Annotated in this window: 21 protein-coding genes; 11 read left to right on the top strand and 10 right to left on the bottom strand. The window is 60.6% G+C overall.

The window, feature by feature from the left end:
- Window positions 1-37: 37 nt before the first annotated feature.
- From GRI38_RS14040 to GRI38_RS03140, 7 genes are all read right to left on the bottom strand, one after another.
- A complete protein-coding gene (locus tag GRI38_RS14040; protein ID WP_225982092.1) occupies window positions 38-463 on the bottom strand; it encodes a hypothetical protein in 426 nt (141 codons plus the stop codon).
- A gap of 13 nt (window positions 464-476) precedes the next feature.
- Window positions 477-3,740, bottom strand: a complete 3,264-nt coding sequence (locus GRI38_RS03115; protein WP_137678839.1) for an efflux RND transporter permease subunit — start codon at window positions 3,738-3,740, stop codon at window positions 477-479.
- Between the two features lie 37 nt (window positions 3,741-3,777).
- On the bottom strand, window positions 3,778-4,926 hold the full coding sequence (locus GRI38_RS03120; protein WP_011413836.1) for an efflux RND transporter periplasmic adaptor subunit: 1,149 nt from the start codon (window positions 4,924-4,926) through the stop codon (window positions 3,778-3,780).
- An 11-nt stretch (window positions 4,927-4,937) separates the two neighbouring features.
- Window positions 4,938-6,191 carry a TolC family protein gene (locus GRI38_RS03125; RefSeq protein ID WP_010412683.1) on the bottom strand — a complete coding sequence of 418 codons (1,254 nt, stop codon included), beginning with the start codon at window positions 6,189-6,191 and terminating at the stop codon, window positions 4,938-4,940.
- Window positions 6,192-6,255: 64 nt separating this feature from the next.
- On the bottom strand, window positions 6,256-6,600 hold the full coding sequence (locus tag GRI38_RS03130; RefSeq protein WP_137678721.1) for a hypothetical protein: 345 nt from the start codon (window positions 6,598-6,600) through the stop codon (window positions 6,256-6,258).
- Window positions 6,601-6,759: 159 nt separating this feature from the next.
- On the bottom strand, window positions 6,760-8,691 hold the full coding sequence (locus GRI38_RS03135; RefSeq protein ID WP_094063313.1) for a cytochrome c/FTR1 family iron permease: 1,932 nt from the start codon (window positions 8,689-8,691) through the stop codon (window positions 6,760-6,762).
- A complete protein-coding gene (locus GRI38_RS03140; RefSeq protein WP_011413839.1) occupies window positions 8,688-9,329 on the bottom strand; it encodes a cation efflux transmembrane domain-containing protein in 642 nt (213 codons plus the stop codon). The genes GRI38_RS03135 and GRI38_RS03140 overlap by 4 nt, the downstream gene beginning before the upstream one ends.
- A 138-nt stretch (window positions 9,330-9,467) precedes the next feature.
- Here GRI38_RS03140 and GRI38_RS03145 point away from each other — a divergent pair, with 138 nt between their 5' ends.
- On the top strand, window positions 9,468-9,863 hold the full coding sequence (locus GRI38_RS03145; protein ID WP_010412699.1) for a MerR family transcriptional regulator: 396 nt from the start codon (window positions 9,468-9,470) through the stop codon (window positions 9,861-9,863).
- Between the two features lie 26 nt (window positions 9,864-9,889).
- Here GRI38_RS03145 and lspA read toward each other — a convergent pair whose 3' ends face one another.
- On the bottom strand, window positions 9,890-10,381 hold the full coding sequence (gene lspA / locus GRI38_RS03150) for a signal peptidase II (protein ID WP_010412703.1): 492 nt from the start codon (window positions 10,379-10,381) through the stop codon (window positions 9,890-9,892).
- Between the two features lie 500 nt (window positions 10,382-10,881).
- On the opposite strand from lspA, the gene GRI38_RS03155 reads away from it, so the two are divergent.
- From GRI38_RS03155 to GRI38_RS03200, 10 genes are all read left to right on the top strand, one after another.
- Entirely contained in the window at window positions 10,882-12,522 is a 1,641-nt protein-coding gene (locus GRI38_RS03155) for an acetolactate synthase large subunit (RefSeq protein WP_160681493.1), read from the top strand.
- Window positions 12,519-13,925, top strand: a complete 1,407-nt coding sequence (locus GRI38_RS03160) for an aldehyde dehydrogenase family protein (RefSeq protein ID WP_160681494.1) — start codon at window positions 12,519-12,521, stop codon at window positions 13,923-13,925. Before GRI38_RS03155 ends, GRI38_RS03160 begins: the two co-directional genes overlap by 4 nt.
- Before the next feature lie 430 nt (window positions 13,926-14,355).
- Window positions 14,356-14,799: a CBS domain-containing protein gene (locus GRI38_RS03165; protein ID WP_010412712.1), complete on the top strand. Its 444-nt coding sequence runs from the start codon at window positions 14,356-14,358 to the stop codon at window positions 14,797-14,799.
- Window positions 14,800-14,894: 95 nt separating this feature from the next.
- Complete coding sequence (locus GRI38_RS03170; protein WP_010412715.1) at window positions 14,895-15,305, top strand: hypothetical protein; 411 nt, start codon at window positions 14,895-14,897, stop codon at window positions 15,303-15,305.
- 123 nt (window positions 15,306-15,428) lie between these two features.
- A complete protein-coding gene (locus GRI38_RS03175) occupies window positions 15,429-16,664 on the top strand; it encodes a TolC family protein (protein WP_160681495.1) in 1,236 nt (411 codons plus the stop codon).
- On the top strand, window positions 16,661-18,169 hold the full coding sequence (locus GRI38_RS03180) for an efflux RND transporter periplasmic adaptor subunit (RefSeq protein ID WP_011413841.1): 1,509 nt from the start codon (window positions 16,661-16,663) through the stop codon (window positions 18,167-18,169). Before GRI38_RS03175 ends, GRI38_RS03180 begins: the two co-directional genes overlap by 4 nt.
- Window positions 18,166-21,333, top strand: coding sequence for an efflux RND transporter permease subunit (locus GRI38_RS03185; RefSeq protein ID WP_010412724.1), 3,168 nt, complete (start codon window positions 18,166-18,168; stop codon window positions 21,331-21,333). Before GRI38_RS03180 ends, GRI38_RS03185 begins: the two co-directional genes overlap by 4 nt.
- 5 nt (window positions 21,334-21,338) lie before the next feature.
- Complete coding sequence (locus GRI38_RS03190; protein WP_010412727.1) at window positions 21,339-21,695, top strand: copper-binding protein; 357 nt, start codon at window positions 21,339-21,341, stop codon at window positions 21,693-21,695.
- 185 nt (window positions 21,696-21,880) lie between these two features.
- Window positions 21,881-23,296: a multicopper oxidase family protein gene (locus tag GRI38_RS03195; RefSeq protein WP_232508280.1), complete on the top strand. Its 1,416-nt coding sequence runs from the start codon at window positions 21,881-21,883 to the stop codon at window positions 23,294-23,296.
- Window positions 23,297-23,308: 12 nt separating this feature from the next.
- Window positions 23,309-25,639: a heavy metal translocating P-type ATPase gene (locus GRI38_RS03200; protein ID WP_010412733.1), complete on the top strand. Its 2,331-nt coding sequence runs from the start codon at window positions 23,309-23,311 to the stop codon at window positions 25,637-25,639.
- 46 nt (window positions 25,640-25,685) lie between these two features.
- Here the strand turns inward: GRI38_RS03200 and GRI38_RS03205 are convergent, their stop codons facing one another.
- The gene (locus tag GRI38_RS03205; RefSeq protein ID WP_010412736.1) at window positions 25,686-26,489 is read right to left on the bottom strand and encodes a sulfite exporter TauE/SafE family protein; all 804 of its coding nucleotides are present in this window, start codon (window positions 26,487-26,489) and stop codon (window positions 25,686-25,688) included.
- Between the two features lie 31 nt (window positions 26,490-26,520).
- Window positions 26,521-26,850, bottom strand: coding sequence for an ArsR/SmtB family transcription factor (locus GRI38_RS03210; protein ID WP_010412740.1), 330 nt, complete (start codon window positions 26,848-26,850; stop codon window positions 26,521-26,523).
- Between the last annotated feature and the right edge of the window lie 2 nt (window positions 26,851-26,852).

The following is a 26,852-nucleotide window of genomic DNA, read 5'->3' on the forward strand; positions in this document are numbered from 1 at the left end:
GGGACTAGCGAAGCCCGCATATTGCGTAACGAAAGCGTCAATGTGCGTCCTGACCTGCCGGCACTTTCAGCGAATTCGCTGGACAGCGGTGAAACGTGCGCGTGACACCGCGATAATTGCGGGTTGTCAGTTTTTCGGCGGTGCGCTCTTCGATGGTAAGATGACGAACCCGCATCGGCCGTTCATGACCTTCAAATGGCATGTGCGCGTGGGTGTAAGCGATGGCATCGCCCTCGTCTCGCCAAATTCCGACGGCGGCGGGGCCACCGTCCGGAAGCTGCACTTCGGCATAATAGCCATCTGCGAAAAACACCCAGGCCGGTCCGCTATCACAAGACCGCGTTTCACCAAGGCTCCAGACACCGGCGATCGGAACAAGCGTGCTCTGATCCTGCGCCGATGCTGGAACACTTGAAAGTATCAGGGCGCCGGCAAGAGTCACACTGAGCTGGCTACTAATCATTGATGCTCTCCATTCACGTAACCTCTTGCAGCTCTTGCCGTTCCTCGGGAGTGACGTTGCGGCGCAGGCGGTCCCACCAGCGTTGACGCCACGTCCGGTCATCCTTTCTGGTGGCGAAGACGAGCTTCAGGATCGCGGGAAGGACGAACAAGGTGAGCGCAGTGGCGGTGATCAGACCGCCAATGACCACCGTTGCCAGAGGCCGTTGAACCTCCGCTCCAGTGCCGGTCGCGATCGCCATGGGGACAAACCCGAGCGACGCGACCAGAGCCGTCATCAATACTGGACGCAAGCGCGCCAGTCCGCCTTCCACGATGGCCTCATCGAGCGCCATCCCCTTGTCCAGACGCTGGCGTATTGCAGTCACCATCACGAGACCGTTGAGGGTCGCCACGCCCGAGAGGGCGATGAACCCGACTGCCGCCGAAACCGAAAACGGCATTCCGCGCAGAGCCAGCGAGAAGATGCCGCCAGCGAGGGCGAGCGGGATCGCGCTGAAAACAGCCAGAGCGGGAACCCAGCCTCCGACTGCCATATAGAGCAACAGGAGAATAACCGCGAAAGCGATCGGGATAACGATCTGCAACCGTTCCTGCGCAGCCTGAAGGTTCTGGTACTGGCCGCCCCACTCGATGAAGGCTGCAGCGGGCAATTCGACCTGCGCCTCGACATTCGCCCTCGCTTCCTCAACGAAGGAGCCAAGATCGCGCTCGCGCACGTTGGAGGAAACGATCACCAGCCTGCGTCCCTGTTCACGGCGGACTTCGGCAAGGCCATCCACAACCCGGAATTCGGCGACCGAGCGCAGCGGTATGGTCGCTCCGTTCGGAAGCAGCACCGGCAATGCACCAAGCTGATCGAAATCATCGCGTGTCGCATCCGAAAGCCGAACGACGACCTCGAACCTTCGATCGCCTTCAAAGACCAGCCCGGCAGGCCGCCCGCCCAAAGCAATTGCGACGGATTGAGCGACGTCTTCGACCTTCAGCCCATATCGAGCGATCGTTGGACGATCGAAGGCAATATCAAGCGTTGGGAAACCGGTGACCTGCTGGACTTTAACATCCGCAGCTCCCTCGACCTCGCGCAAAATCCCGGCGACCTCGTTCGCTGCCGAGGTCATGGCGGTCAGGTCGTCGCCGTAGATCTTGACCGCGACATCGCCGCGCACGCCAGCGATCAGTTCGTTGAAGCGAAGTTCGATTGGTTGGCTGAACTCATAGAGATTGCCAACCAGGCCTCCCAGAGCACTCTCCATTTCTGCCACCAGATCATCTTTCGAAAGATCCGGGTCAGGCCATTCATCGCGCGGCTTCAGGATCACATACGCATCGGAGGCGTTGGGCGGCATCGGGTCGCTGGCCACTTCCGCAGTACCGGTACGTGAGAATACCAGCTGCACTTGCGGAAATTCCTCCAATCGATCTTCTACTCGCCGCTGCATCGCCAGAGACCGCTCGAGAGATGTGGAAGGGATTCGCAATGATTGCACCGCGATATCGCGCTCGTCGAGCTGCGGTGTAAACTCGCTGCCAAGGAAACTGAACACCAGAGCAGCAACGGCAAAAATGCCGGCACCGGCCCCGATCACCGGCCAAGGGCGGGCGATGGCTTTGCGGACAAGAGGCCCATAGCGTTCCTTGGCGATCCGGATCGGTTTGACTTCCTTCTCCGTCAGTTTTTTGTTCAGCAGGATCGCGATCATCGCCGGGACGAAAGTCAGCGAGAGTACGAATGCCGACGCGAGCGCCAGCATGACCGTGATGGCCATCGGCGAGAACGTCTTGCCCTCGACTCCGGTGAAGGTCAGCAACGGTGCGAACACCAGAAGGATAATCGCCTGACCATAGACAGTCGGCTTGATCATCTCCTGCGCGGCAAGCCGCGTTTCCGTCAGCCGTTCGCCAAGTGTCAGGAGCCGGCCCTCATGCTCCTGTCTGGCCGCAAGACGTGCCACACTATTCTCGACGATAATCACGGCCCCATCGACGATCAGACCGAAGTCAAGCGCGCCCAGACTCATCAGATTGCCTGACACTCCGAGCCGGTTCATGCCGATCGATGCCATCAGCATCGAAAAAGGGATAACCAGAGCGGCGATAATTGCGGCCCGTATGTTGCCGAGCAAAAGGAACAGGATGGCTATGACCAGCAGCGCACCCTCGACGAGATTCTTCTCGACGGTCGCGATCGTTGCATCGACGAGAGACGAACGATTGTAGACGATTTCGGCTACCACACCTTGTGGCAGGGAGGCGCGGACTTCGTCAAGCCTCTCAGCGGCCTGGGCTGAAACAGTGCGGCTGTTTTCTCCTGCCCGCATGAGGACGGTACCAACCACAGCCTCGTCGCCATTCAGCGATGCAGCCCCGGTTCTGAGATCACCGCCAATGCTGACCGTTGCGACATCTCCCACGCGAATGGGAACGCCTCCACGTGTAGATATGACTGCTTGCTCGATGTCCTGGACACTGCCGAGCCGTGCATCGACACGAGCCAGCAGGGCTTCTCCTGATCGCTCGACGAAATTCGCGCCTTCGGCAAGGTTGGCGGCTTCCAGCGCATCGATCACCTCATCGAATGAAAGCCCGTAGCCTGTCATGCGAGCAGGATCGGGCTGTACGAGATATTGCTTTCGGAAACCCCCGATGGAATCGACACCGGCGACGCCATCGACCGACCGCATGAGTGGAGCGACCACCCAGTCCTGAATGGTACGCAGATAAGCAGCCTTAGCGACATCGCTATCCAGCCTGTCACCGCGTTCGGTAACGAAGCTTCCGTCGGACTGCCAACCGACCGCATTGCCCTTCGGTGCTTCCTTGCCCCCCGGATGCTCGAACTCGATCGTATACATGAGCACTTCGCCCAGACCGGTCGAGATAGGTCCCATTACCGGTTCTGCTCCTTCGGGCAGCGAAGCGGTGATCGGCGTCAGGCGCTCATTGACCTGCTGCCGCGCGAAATAGATGTCAGTACCTTCTTCGAAGATTGCAGTAACCTGGCTGAACCCGTTGCGCGAAATCGAACGGGTCATTTCCAGACCATCGATCCCGGCGAGACCGGTTTCCACCGGATAGGTTACCTGCGTTTCGACCTGGGAGGGGGAAAGGGCGGGCGCTTCGGTATTGATCTGCACCTGAACGTTCGTAATGTCGGGTACGGCGTCAATGGGAAGCCGAAGAAGGTTCATCACGCCATAGATGGCGACACCGATCGTCAAAACGACCATGGCCCAGCGAAAACGCACGGCCATGTCGAGGATCATGCCGATCAGGCCGTGGCGGTGCGAGTGCTCCGTTTCCTGCATGCGATCAGTGTCCATGTTCGGCTTCCTCTTTTTCGAGTTCGGCTTTGAGCAGGAAGGCATTCTCGGTTGCGATCCGCCAGTTCGCTTCGAGACCGGATTCGATCACCACGCGGCCTGCGGAACGTGCGCCGGTCACCACCGGACGGGTCTGGAAGCCGCGGCGCGTGCGCACGAAAACCACTTCCTGGCCGTCGAGTGACTGCACCGCGCTTTCGGGCACCGACATGCGGCCCGTGTCGACCTCGCCCGAAGGTCGGATGCGCGCTTGCAGGAAGGCACCTGGTTGAAGACCGGGGATGGACCGCGTGAGCGAAAGGACTGCCGTCGCGCTGCGGCTCTCAGGATCGAGCGATGGCGTGACGGAGCGGACCCGCGCTCCGATCTCGCGGTTTTCTGCAAGTTCCAGCGTGGCTTCATCGCCTGGCTGAATACGGCTCGCTTCTGCAGAGGGGAGCGCGACTTCGATCTGCATCGCATTAGGATTCACGATTTGGTAGAGTTCCTCTCCCGCATCGACAAACGAACCAAGGACAATAGGCGCCGCCGTTACCCGTCCTGCAAGAGGGCTGGTAACCGCCAAAGACCGACCGTCGCCACTCACGCCCGCTGCCGCAACCGCTGCCTGCGCGCGGGACAGTTCTGACTGGGCGACCTGGAGATTGGCGCGCACCGCTTCGAGATCCTGCCGCGCCGTAACATTGGCTTCGAAAAGCCGGCGTTCGCGCTCATAGGCGGCTGACAATTCGTTGACGCGCGCGCGCGCCGCGCTCAATTGCGATGCCAAAGCTGCCGCTTCCGCACTTTCGATACGCGCAATGGTTTCACCCTGCCGGACGTAATCACCCAGCGTTTTTTGAACGCTCCGCACCACGCCCGCCGCTCGCGCATCGATCCGCGCGCTGCCTGTGGGGCTAGCGGCGATTGTGGCTGGGAACACTAGCTCTACCGCCGAGCCCTCACCAACGGTCTCGACCATGATTTCGGAGCTTCGAATCTGCTCTTCGCCGAGTAGGACCAGTCCTTCCGGGAGATCGCTTTCTTCGGTTTCCTCTTCGCTGTGCGGTTCTGCGCCGTTGTCCGGCCACAGCATTACAGCAGCCGCAAAAACAAGAATGATCAGGCCGATCAGTACGGCCAAACGCTTACGGTTCATGGGTATTTTCCTCATTGGGCGCCAAGCCAGATCAACTGCGCCGCCAGGCGACCGCGATCTTCCTGGGCTTGGATCAAGGCTTCTCGGATTGCATCGCGGGCTTCGGCCGCAGCCAGAACCTCGATCAGCGGGAACCTGCCGTTGCGATACCCAATCCGGACGAGGCGCAAGGCTTCTTCCGCTTGAGGCAGGGAGGTTTGGGACAGAGTCTCTACACGAGCCTCGGCGGCGAGAAAGCGGCCGCGCGCCTGGGTTACTTCGAGTTCGAAATCCGCGCGGGCGACAGCCTCGCGTGCGGAGGCCGCGCGGAAGCGGGCCTCGGCAGCGGCGATGTTACCCTGATTGCGATTGCGGAAAGGAAGGGGAATCGAGACGCCCACTAGGAAGGCCTGATCCCTGCTTTCCTCGAACCGCCTGACACCGGCGGAGATGGCCGGATCGGGAACACCCAAAGAGCGCTCCCTGTCGATCGCAGCGTCCGCCGCCTCGCGTTCGGCACGCGCGACTTGGAGACGCAAAGCAGAAGGCGATGCAAGAAGCATCGCAGGAGGTTCGATCCCGGGAAACGCCGATGGCACGTCCGGGGGAGGGGACGTTTCACCCCAGAGCGCCACCAACGCGCTCCGCGCCGCTATCTCTGAAGCTCGCGCGGCTTCAAACTCCGCCTCGGCTTCAGCAAGGGCCGCTTCTGCACGAAGCGAGCGCAGCGGCGGCTCGCGGCCAACTTCGACAAGCAGGCCAGCTATACGCGCGAGTTCGCGATTGCGTTCGACTACGTCGCGGGCAAGTTCCAGTCGCGCAGCTGAAGCGACCGCCTCGATGTAGCGTTCGCGCACCATGCGACTCAGCTCAGCGACCGACAATTCTCCAGAAAGCATTGCCACGCGCGCCTCGGCCTCGGCCGAGCGAATGCGTGCGCCCCGCTTGCCGCCTAGCTCGAGGCGCTGACTCAAAGACAGCGTATATTCGGTTGCTTGCAGCCCTGAAAAGGCACCGCTTCCTGCGATGTTCTCCGCTTCAAAGGCAAGCTCAGGATTTGGCCGAAGCCGTGCCTGATCGATAAGCGCGCGTGCCGCGTCCGTTTCGGCCTGCGGCCCGATCAAACGCGGATTGTCTGATTGCACCTGCGCGCTTTCGTCCACACCCGCACGCGCGAGAGCTTCGTCGAGCGTCAACACCGCGCGTTCTTGTGCACGCACCGCACCGGGCAGTACTGCGAGGCTCAGCCCTGCAAAAAGGGCGCCTCGCCAAATAATGGCAAACATGAATTGATTTTTCCTCTACTGACATGCCGAATGCGCGCCGACATTGCGGCGGCAATACTGGACGTCAGATTCGAGGAGGGGGCGTCAAAATCGCTTGCTGGACTGCAGTCAGGCCGACGGGTTCGAAGAAATGCTGTGCACCGGATGAACGCTCACCGGCCCCGATATCCGCATTGCCTGCAAATTGGACTCCATGATGGCAATGGCCGTGGGCGCAGATGCCATGCTGCTCATTCGGGCTGTCCGGCAAGTCTTGACCAGTCTCGCTACTTGCAGCTTCGACACTTGTAAGTTCGCCAATTTCAGGCCCGCATACCGCCGCGTCCACGCTTACGCTGAACACCAGGCCGAAGAGAATCAGCATGGCGAAAAACGGCTTCAAGGCAAGAAGGGGCATACGGAGGGTCATGACACTTTGGCCCCGCTAGCAGGACCAATCACATGGCACAAGTCGATATTCTCTTCGAATTCCGAAGCCGTCGCGCAGCTCAATGCATAAGAACGAACAAATGCGCTATTCATGTACCGACCTGGGTCGACACAAACGCCGTAATAGAAAGATATAATATCACACTGCATCGCGTGACCGGTCATTGTTTGATGCTCGGGTGTGATTAATCCAGAAACCAAGTAAAAGTACGGATGCCATTGCAAGTTGAGCGCCAATCACTTGGAACGTCGGATAAACTCCAAGCATACTTAGTCGCGGACCGCCGGCTATCGGCGCAATTCCGATCACACCCGCTTCCTGCAAGCCCGCGATCCCTTTGCCAATCAGGACAATCGCAAGCAGGGCGATGAGCACCGAACTGTAGGCAAAGAACTTTCCGATCGGCAGCGTCCGGCTGTAGCGCAGCAGCAGCCAGGCGATGACGACAAGGAGCAAACCGGCCGTGGCAGCGCCCGCCAGCAGATAGCCCGTACTTCCCTGAGCGGACAGCGCAGCGTAAAAGAGGATGGTTTCGAAGACCTCTCTATAGACGACAAGGAATACGATCCCGAACAGGAACCAGAGCGATCCGCGCGAAAGCGCCTTGCCAAGCTTGTCGCGGATATAGCGCTGCCAATTGTCTGCCTGTGATTTTCCGTGCATCCAGACGCCAACCGACAGAAGGACCAGCGCTGCAATCAGCGAACCGAATGCCTCGATCGATTCCCGGCCGGCACCGCTGATGTCGAGAAGATAGGTCGCCGCAAGCCAAGTAAGCGCGCCTGCCACCAGCGCACCGGTCCACCCGCCATGAACAAATCGCAATGCCCGATCCTGTCCCGCCTTCCTCACGAAAGCGATCATGGCGATCACGATCAGCAATGCCTCCAGACCCTCGCGGAGGAGGATCGCGAAAGATGCCACGAAGGTTGACCAGCCCGTCGCAGATTCCGGCGCAAGGACATTTTCAGCCTGTACGAGCAAACCCTCGATGGCCCGGATCCGTTCGCTTATCGCAGAGGTCGGCAGATCTGCGTCGATGGCTGCACGCAAGTCCATCATCCCGCTCTCGATACGCACCAGAAGATCCGGATTGCGTGTCGCCAATATCGGTTCGACGGGTTCGAACCCGTCCAAATATGCCGACAGTGCGAGCTCCTTGGCCCGGGAAATATTCCCGTTCGCGTGGGCGCGTTCAGCTTCTGCGAGCCGGGTACGTGTGATGCCAAGAGGCCCCGCTGCATCGGCGATCGCCGACGGGTTGGCCCGAAGATAGGCCATGAGCGCGTCCGCGCGCACTTGCCCGATCTCTCCTGCCAGTTCGTCCGGCGTGATCTTCGTGAGAGCGGCAAGATCGGGAAAGCGTTTGCGTAGTTCGGAATCTGACTTCCATAGACGCGCCCCTTCGTCGACCGCCTCAAAGGCGACGGATCCCGAATAGAAGGCCAGGGCCCAACGATCGTCGGAGGAGAGCTGCGAGAAACCGGGCATGGCGGTGCCATCGATCCCTTGGTCGATAACCTGATAGAGACCCATAATGCTGCGCTGACGCGCGCGATCGACGTCGGTAAATGCGATCGGCGGTGGATCAAGGCCCGCAGACGCCGGCCCGCGACCGTTTCCTGACACCCCGTGGCAACTGGCACAAGTCTCCTGGTACAGCAGTCTTCCGCGCTCAAGATCGGGCGCCCTCGAAGGCGAGAGCGTGATCGGATAGATGGCTAGGAGATCCGCAGCGAGCTTTCTGGCTGCCGTGGCAACTTGATCAACGGGGGCCATCGAGAGGATATCGGCTTCAAGTTGCTTCGCGTTTGCCTCTAGCCGAACGCGACCGGGGCGTTCAGGCAATTCCGCAATACCCGATCGTACCGTACCGGCGAATTCGACCATTTCCTCATATTCGACTTCGTTGACGACTTCGCCGTCCTCGACGGCAGCTGCATAATCTACCGCCATGTAATCGAGCAGGCGCCAGATCGTGTTGGGTTCTGCCGCCAACGCTTGCGCGCTGCCGAACGACAACAGAAGGGCCAGGCAAATGCCGGACAGGCGCGCCAAATATTTCATCATGCAATCTGCTGCGTTTTCATATCGCTGCGCGCATGGCGGATAATTTCGAGAGCCGAATGGAGGAACAAAAACGCAATCGCAGCGGCCACGATGATATCAGGCCATGCGCTTCCCAACCAATAAACCAAACCGGCTGCGACGATGACCGCGACATTGGCCAGGGCATCGTTGCGTGAAAATAGCCATATCGCGCGCGCTTGAGCATCGCCTCCTTTGCGAAAGCGAGCGAGCACAAAAACGGCGGCAAGGTTGATAAGCAGGGCGACAAAACCCACCCAGCCCATGATGCCGGCTTCCGGCTGCACCATATCGAACATGCGCCAGATCGCCGCGCCGATCACACTCACACCAAGCGCCGCCAGAAACAAACCTTGCGCGAGCGCCACCCGAGCACGCGTCGATGCCGTCCATCCGAGCGCAAGCAGTCCGATGAAGGTGATCGAGCCATCGCCAAGGAAATCCAGCGCGTCGGCTTTGAGCGCCTGGCTCGCGGCTAAAAACCCGGCGGCCAGCTCGATCATGCCGAAACCGACATTGAGGATAATCACGATCCAAAGCGCGCGGCGGTATTGCGGATCGTCAACCGCCCTCTCGGGGTCGCCGGTGCAACCACAGTCTTCCGAATCATCTAAACTCATGATTTTTGAGCTTTACAATCTCCAGTTACTGGAGGATCAAGGACTTTCTGCGCACCTTTCGCAGAAAGTCTGACGGCCGATGTGCGATTGCGTCGCGGAGACACACACCCTGCGATGGCCATCATCGAGGATTAAAGAATGCAGATAGGAAAAATTGCCCGCGCGACCGGGACCAAAGTCAACACCGTTCGCTATTATGAAGAGATCGGTCTTCTGAAGCCCGCTCCGCGCTCCCAGTCGGGACGAAGGATTTACGCAGACGCCGATGTCGAACGGCTCGCATTCATCCGGCGGGCTCGGGGTTTGGGCTTTTCGGTGTCCGAAGTTCGCTCGCTGCTCGAAGTGTCGGACGCACCAAACCGGGATTGCAAGGACGCTGCGACTTTGGCACGAAATCATTTGCGCCGGGTGGAAGAGCAGATCGAACAGCTGCAGGCGATGAGACAGGAACTGATCGGCCTGGCACGGGCCTGCGATGGGGGCACTGCCACCGACTGCGGCATCATCGGCGGGCTTGCTAGAAAATCCGCCTGAAGATTGCCTTGGCAAAAGCGCAGAATCTACACTTTCGGCGCGGTGCCATCGTCGCGCTGCGTTTCTCCGGACCACCAGGTAACGAGAAACAATGCCACTCCAAGGACTATTCCGACATCCGCGAGATTGAACGCCGGCCAGTGATAGCCGCCGACATAGAAGTCGAGAAAATCGGTGACCGCTCCGTCCGCCAGTCGGTCGGCAACGTTACCCAATGCACCGCCAATGATCGAACCTATCGCGGCGGATTCGAGGCGTACGGTACTGCGCCAGAGCCATCTGGCCAGAACGCCCACGACAAGAAGCGCGAACCCGGACAGCAAATAGGGCGCGATTGGATTGCCGGAACTCAGGAGGCCGAATGTAACACCGCGATTATATCCGAGCACCAGATTGAAGAATGGAAAAACATCTATCACGCGGGCAGGGTCCATGACCACATTCACAATAAGCCATTTTGAAATGAGATCGCTCGCGAAGACTGCGACGGCGATCGAAAGACCAAGACTTCGGTACATATTGGTTCCTTGGATGATCGGCAGATATCTCTGATTCTCTGGACGATAGAAATCAGGTCTGGGCCCGGTACTCATCGATCATGTCAATGCAGAGAGGTCAACTGTCCCGCCGATCACTGGCCCAGCCATTCAGGCATCCGAATGTCATCGGCACGTGATCCCAGCGCGGGAAAATATCTGTCTCCGCCATGCCTTGATGGGCAAGCAAAACATTTTCGCCGATGTCGCAAATTGCACCGGTTTCGCGTGGGGGCACACGAGGTGGATCGCGGACTCATACTGCGGCGGTGGGAATGTCAAGAAACGGAGTCCCTACCTTCTTGCCAAATCCAAAGGTCATGTTTTTAGGATACTTTTTGCGGCTACGCGCATTTCAGAACATTCGCTGAACGGCATGGTGCGAATGAGGCGAGGCTCCTTGCGTCTGTGACTCTCTTTGCGGTTGTAGTGAGAAAGCATTGCCGTAGGGCATTCATGCTTCTGAAAAGGGAATATCGAAAATGAAAGCCTCTGACTTGTTTATCGCTGCATTAGAGGCTGAAAAGGTGGAATACATCTTTGCCGTTCCCGGCGAAGAAAACCTCGACCTGCTGGAATCCCTGCGCACGTCCTCAATCGAATTGGTATTGACGCGCCATGAGCAAGGTGCGGGCTTTATGGCGGCGACCTATGGCCGTCTGACCGGCAAGGCGGGGGTTTGCCTCGCAACTCTCGGGCCTGGTGCGACGAACCTGACAACTCCGGCGGCCTATGCCGCGCTCGGGGCCTTTCCGCTCATCATCATCACCGGGCAGAAACCGATAAAGACATCGAAACAGGCCCAGTTCCAGATTGTCGACGTCGTTTCCCTGTTTACGCCGCTCTGCAAGGCTTCGACCCAGATCGTGAACGGCAATCGCATTCCCTCGCTCGTTCGCGAAGGTTTCCGTCTGGCGCAGGAAGAAAGGCCGGGCGCTGTACTGCTCGAGCTGCCGGAAGATATCGCTGAAGAGGAAACGATCGAACCGGTCATACCTCCGCATTACAGGCGTTATGCGGTCGCCGGAGATGCTGCGCTCGACGAAGCGGCCGAGCGCATCATCGCGGCTGAGCGGCCATTGCTCCTGATCGGTGCCGGAGCGAACCGCCGCCGCGCTTCGAAAGCGTTGCGCAAATTCGTGTCTGATACCGGCTTTCCATTCTTCGACACCCAGATGGGCAAGGGCGTGGTCGATGAAGATAGCGAGCTCTATCTGGGCACCGCGGCGCTATCGTCGGGCGATTATGTTCACTGCGCAATCGAAAAGGCCGATCTGATCGTCAATATCGGTCACGACGTGGTGGAGAAGCCGCCCTTCTTCATGGAGCCGGGCGGGCAGACCGTCATCCATATCAATTACAAGGCAGCCGAAGTCGATCAGGTCTACTTCCCGCAGCTCGAGGTCATCGGCGACATCGCCGGATCGGTCGAGCGGCTGGGAAACCGTCTGGATGGCAAGCTGCAGTGCGATCGCAGCTATTACACTGTGCTGCACCACGAGATTGCTTCGCACATTTCCGAGACCAGCGACGACGAACGTTTTCCGATGGTCCCCCAGCGCGTGGTTGCCGACGTACGCAGCGTAATGGCGCGCGATGATATCGTTGCGCTCGACAACGGTATCTACAAGATCTGGTTCGCCAGAAACTACATTGCGAATGAACCGGGTACCATCCTTCTCGACAATGCATTGGCGACGATGGGCGCAGGCCTTCCATCGGCCATGATGGCGGCGATGCTGTCGCCGGGGCGCAGAGTGCTCGCGGTATGCGGCGATGGCGGGTTCATGATGAACTCGCAGGAGCTGGAAACGGCCGTCAGGCTGGGCCTGAACCTCGTCGTACTCGTCCTGAACGATGCGGCATACGGCATGATCCGCTGGAAGCAGGACCAGCTCGGCTTTCCGGACTACGGCCTAACCTTTTCCAATCCCGACTTCGTCACCTACGCACAAAGCTATGGAGCGACCGGTCACCGGGTCGAGCGGAGCGCAGATCTTGTGGCGGTCCTGAACGCCGCATTCGAGGCGGGCGGCGTGCACCTTGTCGATCTGCCCGTCGACTACTCCGAAAACAAGAAGGTGCTGATCGACGAACTCGGCGCAAAGGTGTGCGAGCTATGAAGACGATCGTTCACAATCCGTTCGACCGCGAGCCGGTTGCAGAAGTGCCGCTTGTCGACTGGCCTCAAATCGATGAATGGCTGAATGAAGCGCAGTTGCTCCACCGCGACCGCCATGGCTGGCTTGCCGTGCACGAGCGTGTCGCCATCCTCCGGCGGGCTGCGGATATCATGCGCGAACGAGCCGAGGATCTGGCTCTCCAGATCGTCAGGGAGGGCGGCAAACCGCTGGTCGATGCGCGCGTGGAAGCCGGTCGCGCGATCAACAGCGTCGACTTATGCGTTCAGGCGCTCAGCGATGGCGGCGGTCACGAGATCCCCATGGACCTGACAGAAGCGGGTGCGGGTAGGACGGCGTATACATTCCGCGAGCCGATCGGTCCTGTCGTGGCGATCTCGGCATTCAATCACCCCCTCAACCTGATCGTCCATCAGGTTGGACCGGCGGTAGCAGCCGGGTGCCCCGTTCTTATCAAGCCTGCGCTGGAAACACCTCTGTCATGCCAGAGCTTCGTGAGCATTCTCCATGAAGCCGGCCTGCCTGAGGCCTGGTGCCGGTTCGCACCTTGCGGCAACGACATCGCCGAAAGAATGGTAACCGATTCGCGCACGGCGTTCTTCTCATTCATCGGTTCTGCGAAAATCGGCTGGATGCTTCGCTCGAAGCTGGCGCCGGGAACCCGCATTGCTCTCGAGCACGGCGGTGCGGCGCCGGTAATCGTGGACAGCGGCGTGGAGCGCGCAGCAGTGATCGCCTCGTTGCTCAAAGGCGGGTTCTATCATTCGGGTCAGGTCTGCGTTTCCGTACAGCGCGTATTCGTCCCTGCTGCAGAATTGAAAGACTTCGCCAATGACCTAGGGCGAGCTGCCGAAAAGCTCGTCGTGGGCGATCCCGCCGTTGCTGAAACCCAATGCGGCCCCTTGATCCGGACGGAGGAAGTCGACCGCGTCGAACGCTGGGTCGATGATGCCATCGCAGCAGGCGGCACCCTGGTGTGCGGGGGAAGCCGTCTGAGTGACACTCTTTTCTCTCCGACCGTCATTCTCGATCCTCCCGAAAGTGCCAATGTGTCCCGGCAAGAAATCTTCGGCCCCGTGATCTGCGTGTATGGCTATGACGATATCGACCTGGCTATCGAGCAGGCCAATGCCCTGCCTTACGCCTTTCAGGCCGCTGTATTCACCGATCGGCTGTCAATCGCCAATCATAGCATCGGCTCTCTGGCTGGATCGGCTGTGATGGTGAACGACCATACGGCATTCCGCGTGGACTGGATGCCCTTTGCAGGCCTGCGCCGCTCCGGCCTTGGTGTCGGCGGGATCGCCTACACGATGGCGGATATGAGCTTTGAAAAAATGGCCGTCTGGAATTGGCCAGAGGGTGGTTTTCGATCAGATCGATAGGAGCGTTCGATGATTGTCCCGCACACGGTCTATTGAAAGAGCAGTGACTTATCGCTGCTACCCGATCTTCAACATCATGAAGACTGAGACGAGAGATGGCCGCGAATTCTTCATAAAGCGGGCAGACATTTGCATTAGGGCGGCTATCGCAGCGGAGACTGTGAAGAGCAATGAAGCGGGCCGGTGCCTGTGCCTCACGCCTCTCGGCGGACCCATACTTCTGTATTCCTGGGCTTCTGGGTAAGGCCTATTCAGATGCTAGCGCCTTCCATGAGGTGGCGAATGCCATTCTACAGCTTTCGTTCGGCATGACCGTGCCCGTTCGTCCATATCGATTTCATCCGGAAATGCGAGAGGAACATTATCCGGCGCCTCGCCGTTGCAATGGTACGCAAATATTCAGGTATTTAATAGAAATTGGAGACATATCATGGAAGCCAAGAATGTGATGACCTCGAATCCTGCATGCTGCAATCCTTCGACCAGTGTACGGGAGGCCGCTAATCTCATGGTGAAAAACGACTGCGGCGAAATTCCGGTTGTAGATGATTCCGGCACACTTGTCGGTGTGATTACCGATCGTGACATTGCTTGTCGCTGCGTTGCAGACGGCAAGTCTTCTGACACGTCGGTAGAAGACGTGATGACAAGCTCTCCGATTACTGTGACACCCGACACGAGTGTCGATGATTGTCGCAGCAAAATGGAGGACAACAAAGTTCGGCGGCTTCCTGTTGTGGACGAGAGTGGCAAATGTTGCGGCATCGTTTCACAAGCCGACATTGCTCGGCATGCGAACGAAAAAGAGACCGGCGATCTGGTGCGTGAGGTATCGGAACCCACCGAGGAAGCGTCAAAGTCAGGTTGCTGTTAGGCAAATTTGGGCAATAGGTTTGGGCTTCGGGTTTGCTGAAGCGAAAACATAAATCTGGCCTTTGTCTTCAGCCTGATAACCGACTTGCACGTCGTATGCGTTCGGACTATCCCAAACCGGTGACGTATATTCGTGCTCTTACTTTGATCTGCTTCAGCTTCGGCCTGTTTGTGCAGGTCGCAGCACAGGCAGCTGTTCCGCAGATTGAAGTGGCCGGAACGACTGATTGCGCTGAAATGGTGCAAGGCATGCCCAATCACCCAATGCCCGGGCAGGTGATCGCCGATAAGGACAAGGTCGATCAGCACGGGCCTTGCCGCGAGATGACACTCGATTGTCTTGTTGCTATGAATTGTCTCCCGCCGCTGGCGCTCACCGCTGCGGGACTTGCGCAAACAGAATCGCTTTTTGTTGCGCCTCAGTACCTTTCCGCGAGTGCCAGCAGGCTCGAGAGCCAGCCGCTACCGCCGGAATCGCCACCTCCACAACCCCAGCTCACCATCTAGCATTTCCCGGGCGGTGCATCGCGCCGCTTGCGAGCTTGACGGATAAACAGGCCCAGCGCCCGGTTGCTCGCCCGCGTGCGCCGTGGCCCTTCCCGGTCAGCTCGCTTTGAAAGAGTAAGAATTATGGATTGGCGCATTGGCTGGGTGCCGTTTTCGGCCCTGCTCGCCGCGCAGACTGCCCAAGCACAGTCTGTCGGATACGAGGAAATACTGGCGGTAGCACGAGGCGAACAACCCGTTCTGGAAGCTGGCGCGCTGCGTGTACAATCGCGGCGCGAGGCAGCGGAAGCGGCGGATGAGCTTCCCGATCCGCGCGTACGCGCAGGTATCATGAACCTTCCTGTGACCGGACCTGCCGCGTTCGACCCAGACCGGCAACTCCCCACGCAGATCGCAATCGGTATCGAGCAGGAAATCCCAAATCTCGCCCGTCGACGGGCGAGGTTCGGCGTTGCCAGTTCGGAAGTGCGGCTCGCCGAGGCACGCCTTGGCATGGCCGAGCGTATTCTTCTCGCCGATGCGGGCACGGCCTGGGTCCGGCTCCATTATGCGCAAGCGCGGCTTGATCTTGCCCAGGCTGCGCTGGACGACCTGAGAGCATTCGTTCCGGTTGCCAACAGTGCAGTTGCTTCGGGGTCGGCCCGCCCGGCGGAGAGCCTGGCAATCCGGCGCGAGCTACTCGGAATTGAAGACGCGATTACCGCTATCGAAGCCGAGCGCGAGACTGCGCAAGCGCAGATTTCCCGATATATACCGCTCGCAGATCCGGTTGCTTTGGGAGCCGCGCCATCGGCTGTCCTCGATGAGGAGCAGCTGCGGTTCGAGCTCGAAAGCAATCCCGAAATCCTGCTGGCCGATGCCGAACGAGGCCGGGCCGAAGCCGGTGTCGCGCTCGCACGCGCCGAGAAACGACCCGATTTCGGGGTGAGCGTCACCTATGGTCGCCGCAATCCTGATTTCGGCGATGCGGTGTCGATCATGGGGTCCATTACACTGCCGATCTTTACCGACCGGCGGCAGAATCCGCGCATTGCCGCTGCCGAAGCCGAAGCCGCTGCCGCATCGGCCGAGCGCGAGGATCGCAGGCGCGCGTTGGTTGCCGGTTTCGAAGCTGATCTGGCAACCTGGCGCAGCACAGTGCGGCAATGGGGACGCGCGCGTGACGAGCTTCTTCCGCTGGCGCGCGACCGCGCGGACCTCGATACAGCGAGTTTCGCGGCCGGGCGTGCCGATCTCGTCGATGTGATTACGGCGAAATCCGCGCTCGCGCTGCTCGAACTGGAGATACTCGAGCGCGAACAGGCAGCTGTCGAGGCGGCGGTGAGGCTGCGACTGACCTACGGGGAGAGCAGGCCATGAACTCCGCGCTCGAACGATTCACACCGCGCCAGCGCATGTATGCGGCTGGACTTGGTATTGCTCTGGTCAGTCTGTTGGCGGGCTACGGTCTCTCAATGCTCGGCAGCGAGAGCGGCGGCGATGCAGCGACAGATACGGGCTGCGAGGACGTGCTCTATTGGTACGATCCGATGGTCCCTGACCAGCGCTTCGACGAGCCGGGCAAATCTCCTTTCATGGACATGCAGCTGGTCCCCAAATGCGCGGGCGGCGACGCGCAGGGCGCCGGGGGTGTGAGTATCGATTCGACGCTCGTCCAGAATTTCGGGATCCGGACTGCTGAAGCGGAATATGGCGTGCTGGAGCCTGAAATCAGCGTCACCGGCACGCTCGCATATAACGGCAGCGAGATGGCGATCGTTCAGCCGCGCGCCGGCGGCTATGTTCAGCGGACCTACGGCCATGCACCGCAGGACCTGATTGCCAGAGGCGCTCCGATCGTCGACATTCTTGTGCCCGAATGGGGCGGCGCACAAAACGAGTATCTTGCTGTTGCCGCAACCGGCGACGAAGCGTTGACCCGGGCCGCCCGCGAGCGCCTGCGGCTGCTTGGCATGCCGGACTCGATGATCGCCTCGGTCACCCGAAGCGGAAGACCGCAAACGATCATCACCGTCACAGCACCGCAATCGGGCGCGATCACGTCGCTCGCAGTAAGGCCGGGCATGACCGTGGCGGCGGGCCAATCGCTGGCCGAGATCAGCGGGTACAGTCCGATCTGGCTCGAGGCGGCGGTACCCGAGGCACTGGCTGGCAACGCGCGTGTCGGGCAGCCGGTGAGCGCCACGCTCACTGCCTTTCCCGGCGAACGGTTTGCCGGACGCATCATCGCCATTCTGCCGAGCGCGCAAGATGCGAGCCGCACGATAACCGTGCGGGCAGCGATGCCCAATCCGGGCCTGCGGCTCAAGCCGGGAATGTTTGCCCAAGTGATGCTCGCGCCTGAACGGCGCGAAGCGCTGCTGGTCCCTTCGGAAGCTGTCATTCGCACCGGCGAGCGGACCCTGGCGATGATCGCGCAGGGAGGTGGCGGCTATCGGCCCGCCGAAATCCGTATCGGCCGCGAAGCGAACGGACGGACCGAAGTCCTTGCCGGGCTGGCTGCAGGAGAGAGAGTGGTCACCTCGGGCCAGTTCCTGCTCGATTCCGAAGCCAGCCTTGCGGGCATCGACGTGCGTCCCGTCGATCAGGCACCATCCGGTGCGAGCGAAGACCGAGGGTCGGACGATGCAGATGAACCGCAGACTTATCGCGCGACCGGGACGATCGAGCGCATAAACGCCAACAGCGTGACCTTGCGCCACGGTCCGGTGCCTGCGCTCGAATGGCCGGCAATGACCATGCCCTTTGCCAGCGAAGGACCGGAACAGCTGCGCGGTTTTGCGCGCGGCGACCGGGTCTCCTTCACATTTGTGCAAGCCAGTACGGGGCCGCGCATCGTCTCGATCCGGAAAATCGGCCAATGATCGCGCGCATCATCGATAGCTCGATCGCCAACCGCTTTTTCGTGGTGCTGGCAGCGATCGGGTTGGCGCTGGCCGGTTTCTGGGCGGTACGGACGACGCCCGTCGATGCCCTGCCGGACCTTTCCGATGTACAGGTGGTGATCCGCTCGAACTATCCAGGTCAGGCGCCCCGTATCGTCGAGGACCAGGTGACCTATCCGATGGCCACGACCATGCTGTCGGTCCCCGGTGCCAAGACCGTGCGCGGCTATTCCTTTTTCGGAGACAGCTACGTCTATGTGATCTTCGAGGACGGGACCGACCTCTACTGGGCGCGCTCTCGCGTTCTGGAGTATCTGAACCAGGTCCAGAACCGCTTGCCCGACGGGGTTCAGAGCACACTCGGCCCTGATGCAACCGGGGTGGGCTGGATCTACGAATATGCGCTGGTCGACCGCAGCGGCGGTCACGACTTGGCCGGGCTCAGGAGCCTGCAGGACTGGTTCCTGCGCTACGAGCTGAAAACCATTCCCGGCATCGCCGAAGTCGCCAGCGTGGGCGGCATGGTCAAGCAGTACCAGATCGTGCTCGACCCCTATCGCATGGCTTCGCTGGGCGTGACGCACGCGCAAGTGGTCCGCGCGGTGCAGGCAGGCAATCAGGAAACCGGGGGCTCTATCGTCGAAATGGGCGAGGCCGAATATATGGTCCGTGCCTCGGGCTATCTCGGCACGCTGGCGGATTTTCGCAGCATACCCTTGCGCGCCGAAGCGGGCGGCACTCCGGTAACGCTGGACGATGTGGCCAATATCCAGATCGGCCCGGAGCTGCGGCGCGGCATTGCGGAACTCAACGGCGAAGGCGAGGTTGCCGGCGGTATCGTCATTCTGCGCCAGGGCGCCGATGCGCGCAGCGCAATTGCGGCGGTCGAAGCGAAGCTCGAACAATTGCAGGCAAGCCTGCCCGAAGGGGTCGAGATCGTCACCACCTACGACCGTTCGCAATTGATCGATGCTTCGGTCGAAAACCTGACCTCCAAGCTCATCGAGGAATTCATTGTCGTTGCCCTGGTGTGCCTGCTGTTCCTGTGGCACGCGCGCTCGGCACTCGTCGCGGTCGTCACCCTTCCGCTCGGCGTGCTCGCGGCCTTCATCGTGATGCGCTTTCAGGGCGTAAACGCGAACATCATGTCTCTTGGCGGGATCGCCATCGCGGTCGGCGCGATGGTCGATGCTGCGGTGGTGATGATCGAGAACGCCCACAAGCATCTGGAGCGCTGGGCCGAGGAGAACCCTGACACGGTTCTGTCCGTCCAGGAGCGCTGGCGGATCGTCGCGGATGCCTCGAAGGAAGTCGGCCCGGCGCTGTTTTTCAGCCTGCTGATCATCACCTTGTCGTTTCTGCCGGTGTTCACCTTGCAGGCGCAGGAGGGACGGCTGTTCGCACCGCTGGCCTTTACCAAGACCTATGCCATGGCGGCTGCTGCGATCCTGTCGATCACTCTGGTTCCGGTGCTGATGGGATGGCTGGTGCGCGGAAAGATTCCGGCAGAGGACAGCAACCCGGTCAATCGCGTGCTGACCCGGGCCTATCGGCCCGGGCTAGACTGGGTGATGCGCCGCCCGAAGACCGCTTTGGTCATCGCTGGGCTGGTCTTCCTGACCACGCTCGTTCCCTTCTCGCGGCTTGGCGGCGAATTCCTGCCGCCGCTCGACGAAGGCGACCTGCTCTACATGCCCAGCGCCCTGCCTGGATTGTCTCCCGGAGAGGCGTCAGCGCTGCTACAGCGCACCGACCGGCTGATCATGACCGTACCGGAAGTCGAAACCGTGTTCGGCAAGGCCGGGCGCGCCGATACCGCCACCGATCCCGCCCCTCTCACAATGTTCGAGACGACCATCCGCTTCAAACCACGCGATGAGTGGCGCGAGGGCATGACACCGGATATGCTGGTCGAGGAACTGGACCGCGCCGTGCAGGTGCCTGGCCTTGCCAATGTCTGGGTGCCGCCGATCCGCAACCGGATCGACATGCTCGCAACCGGGATCAAGAGCCCGATCGGGGTCAAGGTTTCGGGCGAAGATCTCGGCGAGCTGGAACGCGTCGCGCTCCAGATCGAACAGGCGGCAAAGAACATTCCCGGCGTCAGTTCTGCGCTGGCTGAAAGGCTGTCGGGAGGCCGCTATGTCGATGTCGATATCGACCGGCTGGAAGCGGCCCGCTACGGTCTCAACATCGCCGACGTGCAGCAGATCGTCTCCGGCGCAATTGGCGGTGCCAATGTGGCCCGTACAGTCGAAGGCCTCGCAAGATACCCGATCAATGTTCGCTATCCGCGCGAGATCCGCGACAGTGTCGACGAGCTGCGCAATCTGCCGGTGCTGACCCCGTCTGGTCAGCAGATCACGCTTGGTACCGTTGCGCAGGTGCGTGTGACCAGCGGCCCGCCCATGCTCAAGAGCGAACAGGGCCGTCCCACAAGCTATGTCTATATCGATGTGCGCGGGCGCGATCTGTCTTCTGTGGTTGGCGATCTGCAGGAGGTTATCGCGGCCGAGGTCGATCTGCCTCCGGGCGTCAGCCTGTCCTATGCCGGGCAGTTTGAATATCTCACGCGGGCCTACGAACGTCTGCAGATCGTCGTTCCGGCTACGCTCGCGATCATATTCCTGCTGCTTTACCTGATCTTCCGCCGGTTCGACGAGGCGCTGCTCATCATGGGCACCTTGCCGTTCGCGCTGACAGGCGGCTTCTGGCTGCTTTACCTGATGGGATACAACCAGTCGGTCGCGACCGCCGTCGGCTTCATCGCGCTGGCCGGGGTGTCAGCCGAATTTGGCGTCATCATGCTGATCTATCTGAAAGCTGCGCTGGAGCGGCGCGGTGAGGACCCGGATGCGGAGGAAGTCTCCGCCGCCATCCGTGAAGGGGCATTGTTGCGCGTCCGGCCCAAGGCAATGACCGTCGCGGTCATCCTCGCCGGCCTGTTTCCGATCCTGATCGGCACTGGGGCTGGCTCCGAAGTGATGAGCCGCATCGCCGCGCCGATGATCGGCGGGATGATCACCGCGCCGCTCCTGTCCATGTTCGTGCTTCCCGCAGCCTATCTGTTGCTGCGTCGTCCCCGGCCGGAACGGCCAACCCAACCCCAAGGAGAAGAAGAATGCGTCACACAACCCTCATAACCCTATTGGCCGCGCCGCTGGCGCTGGCAGCCTGCGATTCTGGCCAGGACACTGCCGAGATGGAGGACATGCCGATGGCTGAAGATGCAATGATGATGGACGGCCAGGATATGCCGATGGCGGATACCGGCAACGCAATGCAGTCCGCGAGTGCGCAAGGCACCGTCACCGCCATCGACGCCGAAGCGGGTACGATCACCGTCGACCACGGCCCGGTTCCCGCAATCGAATGGCCGGCAATGACCATGGCGTTCGAAGCCGATGAGCAACTGCGCAGCGAAGTAAGCGTCGGTGAGGGCATTGCCTTTGAATTTCGTACTGGTTCTGAAGGCAGTGTGATCACGTCGATCACGAAGGAGTAAATCGGTTGGGCGGTGCCAGGCAAATCTGGTGCCGCCCATCGCGAAACAGGAGGAGCATGATCCGGACACCCCGCATAACCCAGGCATTCCCCGTGGACCGCCGCACACTGATCAAAAGCGCTGGTTTTGCTGCTGCAGGCTTTGCCGCGTTCCCGCTTGCGGGATGCAAAGCGCAAGACGCATCGATGCTGGACAGCACTGACGGATCCAATTTGCTCGCTATACCGCCCTTGCAGCGTGGCGAGATTGAGCAGGGCGCACGGGTTTTCCGCTTGTCTTTGACCCCAGGCCAGAAGGAATTCGTCACCGGTGTTGCTTCGCCCACCATCGGCATCGACGCACCCTATCTGGGACCGACGCTGGAAATGCGCCGGGGCGAGTGGGTGCAGTTCCATATCGACAACAAGCTGGCCGAAGGCGCTACGGTCCATTGGCATGGTTTCGAACTTCCTGCCGCAGCCGATGGCGGACCGCATCAGTTGATCCGTCCCGGCGAACGCTGGAGGCCTTCTTTCCAAGTTCGCCAGCGGGCTTCGCTCTACTGGTATCATTCACACTTGGAGCGCGGAGCCGGGCCGCAGGTCTATGCCGGGCTCGCCGCACCGATCTATGTTCGCGACGACGAGGAAGAGCGCCTCGACTTGCCGAGCGACTATGGCGTCGACGACATTCCGCTGATCGTGCAGGACCGCGTGATCGATGGATCCGGCCGCTTGGTGTACCCGCTGAGTATGCACGCGCGGATGATGGGCGTGCGCGGGAGCCGGATATTCGTCAACGGCACTGAAAACGCTGTGTTCGACGCACAGACAGGCCAATTGCGGCTGCGCATCCTCAATGGATCGAACGCCCGCCTTTACGATTTTTCGCTCGAAGGTGATCGTTCGATGCAACTGATCGCGAGCGATGGCGGCTTGCTCGATCGTTCGCACATCGTCCGCTCGGTCAGGCTCGCCCCGGGGGAGCGCGCGCAGGTAATTATCGATCTCTCGGAAGGACGCCCGCTTCGCCTTCTTGCCAGCAGTCCCGAAAACGCCATGGGCATGATGGGCGGACGCGGAATGATGGGCGGCGGGATGATGGGGCGCGGCGATAGCGGCGATGCTTCCGCAGACGTGTTTCAAATCCTCGATATCAGGCCGGCAAGTTCGGCCCAGCGCATCAGGGTGCCGACACAACTGGCATCGCTTGCTCCAACCGACCCGTCGTCAGCCGTCCGAACCCGGCGTTTCGTTCTCGACATGGGCATGATGGGCGGCGGAATGTCCATTAACGGTGCTGCGATGGACATGAATGTGATCAACGAACGTGTGCCAGTCGGCCAATGGGAAATCTGGGAGATCGCCAACGCTTCGATGATGGCCCACCCGTTTCATATCCATAACGTCCAGTTTCGTGTGATCGACCGCGATGGCCGAGCGCCCCCACCATTGGAAACCAGTTTGAAGGATACCGTGATCGTCAACCCGCGCGAGCAGGTACGCCTTCTCCTGCGTTTTGAAGAACACACCGACCCAGACCTGCCCTACATGTATCACTGCCACATTCTCGAACACGAGGATGCAGGCATGATGGGGCAGTTCGTAGTCGTGAAGAGCTAGGAAGGACAGGCGATGAGCAAGGACCAGAGTGTGATCGAGGGTACCGCGATCGACCCGGTATGCGGCATGAGCGTTGCAATCGACGGGGCTCAGCATATCGCGACGCATGAGGGCGCGACACACTATTTCTGTTCGCCGCGCTGTCACGACAAGTTCGTCACCGATCCCGAGCTCTATCTCTCGGGCGCGCATCTCGACGCGGTCGAGGATGTGCCCGAAGGCACGATCTACACCTGTCCGATGCACCCTGAAATCCGCCAGCCCGGGCCGGGTTCATGCCCGATTTGCGGCATGGCGCTCGAACCGGAAACCGTTTCGCTGGGCGATGGCCCCGACCCCGAACTGGTCGACATGCTGCGTAGGTTCTGGTGGAGCGCGCTGCTCACGCTGCCTCTGTTCGTCTATGCGATGAGCGACATGGCACCGGGGCTCAGTTTCGACCGTCTGATAGAACCGGCCTGGGCGCAGTGGGCGCAATTTGCGCTCGCAACCCCGGTGGTTCTATGGGGCGCCTGGCCGTTCTTCGTTCGGGCCATCCAGTCGCTCAAGACGCGCAATCTCAACATGTTCACCCTGATCGGGTTCGGCGTGGCCATCGCCTATCTTTTTAGCGTCGTGGCGACGGTCGCGCCCGATCTGTTCCCTGCAGCGTTCCGCGACCATTCGGGACGGGTCGGGGTCTATTTCGAGGCGGCAGCGGTCATCACGACGCTCGTTCTGCTCGGACAGGTCCTCGAGCTCAAGGCCAGGGGTTCGACCTCGAGCGCCTTGCGCGCACTGCTCGAGCTGGCACCGCCCAGCGCGGTCAAGATCTTTGGCTCAGGCGACGAGCGCGAGGTGCCGCTCGATCAGCTAACCACAGGCGATCGTCTGCGCGTTCGACCCGGCGACAAGGTTCCCGTCGATGGCGAAATCGAGGAGGGATCGAGCGCGATCGATGAATCCATGATCAGCGGCGAACCGCTTCCGGTCGCCAAACAGGCTGGCGACATTGTCATCGGCGGCACGGTCAACCAGACTGGAGGGTTCGTCATGCGCGCAACCGGCGTGGGCAAGGACACGATGCTGTCCAAGATCGTCCAGATGGTGGCCGACGCGCAGCGCAGCCGCGCACCGATCCAGCGGCTCGCCGATCAGGTGGCTGGCTGGTTTGTGCCTGCGGTGGTTGTGATCGCCATCGCCACCTTCGTGGTCTGGGCAATCTGGGGTCCCGCCCCTGCGCTTGCCTACGCATTGGTCAATGCCATTGCGGTCCTGATCATCGCTTGTCCCTGCGCGCTTGGCCTCGCTACGCCGATGTCGATCATGACAGGCACAGGCAAGGGTGCCCAGCACGGCATCCTGATCCGCAATGCCGAAGCGCTGGAGACACTCGAGAAGATCGATACGCTGGTGGTCGACAAGACCGGCACGTTGACGATAGGCAAGCCCGATCTGGTGGCGGTGAAGCCTGCAGACGGCATCGACGAAACTGAATTCCTGGCAGCGGTTGCAGGTGTCGAAATGGGCAGCGAGCATCCGCTGGCCCATGCCATCGTCGAAGGCGCAAAAGCGCGCGGCGTCTCGCCCGCCAATGCCACGGATCTCGCTTCGACGACCGGGGAAGGTGTTGAAGCCAATGTCCAGGGGGGCCGGGTTGCGATCGGCAACGAAAAGATGATGCGGCGCGTCGGGATCGATGACGAGGCCTGGCTCGGCTCGGCCGAAAATGGCCGCAAGCAGGGTCAGACGGTGATGTTCGTTGCGTTCGATGGCCGTCCGGCAGGGCTCATCGCGGTGGCCGATCCGATCAAGCCTACCAGTGCAGCGGCCATTGCGGCTCTGCACAAGCGCGATATCCGGGTCGTTATGCTCACGGGCGACAGCCGCGGCACTGCCGAAGCGGTCGCGCGCGAAATGGGTATCGACGAGGTACACGCCAATGTCTCGCCCGAAGACAAGCACCGCAAGATCGAAGAGCTGAAAGCGCAAGGTCGCCGGGTCGGCATGGCCGGGGACGGGATCAACGATGCTCCTGCGCTGGCTGCCGCCGATGTTGGTATTGCCATGGGCACTGGTACCGATGTGGCGATCGAAAGCGCCGGGGTCACACTGGTTCGTGGTGATTTGACAGGAGTGGTGCAGGCCACCGTGCTGTCGCGCGGAACGATGCGCAACATCCGGCAGAACCTGTTTTTCGCCTTCGCTTACAATACGCTCGGCATTCCGGTCGCAGCAGGCGTACTGTTTCCATTCTTCGGAGTGCTACTCAGCCCGATGATCGCGGCAGCGGCGATGAGCTTGTCTTCGGTGTCTGTGATCGGCAACGCCCTGCGTCTGCGCGGCTTGAGCTTCGCCCGGTGAACAGCAGTGTTGATCCTTCGGACAATTCGGTTCGAAAAGGCAGCGATCACGTTATGGCTGTTATCGCCCATTGGCCGCTTATGAAGATGCCAACGAGGATGATGACCGCCGCGAATATAAAGTTCAGCGCTCGTTTGCGCTTAGCCAACAGGTTCGATGCGCGAGTACCCAGCCAGCCGCCTATACCGCCGCCGCCGATGAAAAACGCGGCAATCTCCCAATCGACGAGTCCGTCGAGGGCGTAATTGGCGGCTGTGGTCGTACCGAAAGCGGCTACAGAGACCAGCGAGGAGCCGATCGCGTTGAGAATCGGCATGGCCGTCGCGGCAACCAGACCCGGCACCACCAGAAAGCCCCCGCCGATACCGAAGAAACCGGACAGTCCGCCTACCAGCAATCCTCCGAACGCGAGGCGCGGGGTGAGGCGCAGCGCCGTGGCTCGGGTGAGCTGGACATCCGGGTCGGATCCGCCCGATTTCTCGCGCAGCATCGAGAGGCCGACGACAATCATCACCAGACCGAACAGGCCCAAAAGCAGATCGCCCGATGTAATTTTTCCCAGGCTTGATCCGGCGGCAGCTCCGACAACGCCGAATGCTGCGAATAGGCCTGCGCAGCGCCACTTCACATTGCCGCCTCGCGCATGGAACAATAAGTTTGCCAAGGCGCTGGCCGCCACCGCAGCAGCGGACGTGGCGATAGCGACATGGGTGTCGTGAACACCGACGACATACACAAGCAACGGCACTGCGAGGATCGATCCCCCACCGCCGAGTAGTCCAAGCGAAAAGCCCACGAGGAGGCCCGAGGTAAGCGATAGGAGCGCCACGATGACGCCGATATCCATCATCCGGGATTGTCCAACATAACTGAAAGCCTGTTCAATGGCCGTCTGCTGGACCGGTCGTATCGTCGGCGGAGCTGCAATAGATGGCGTAGAGCGTTTCCAGCACCCGGCGCGGCGCATCGCCGCAAAGCGAATAATGGATCGTGCGGCCATCGCGCCGCGCTGCGACCAGGCCATCCTTCCGCATAAGCGCCAGATGCTGCGAAACCACGGTTTCCCGAAGTTCCAGCAGTTCGGCCAGCTCGCCCACGCTGCGCTCGCCTTCAACCAATTGGCAGGCGATCATCAGGCGGTTGTGGCTGCCCAGCGCCTTGAGCAATGCCACCGCCTTTTCGGCTTGATCGCGAATATCTTCGGCTTTCATAC

The organism is Parapontixanthobacter aurantiacus (genome assembly GCF_009827635.1).
Lineage (GTDB): Bacteria > Pseudomonadota > Alphaproteobacteria > Sphingomonadales > Sphingomonadaceae > Parapontixanthobacter > Parapontixanthobacter aurantiacus.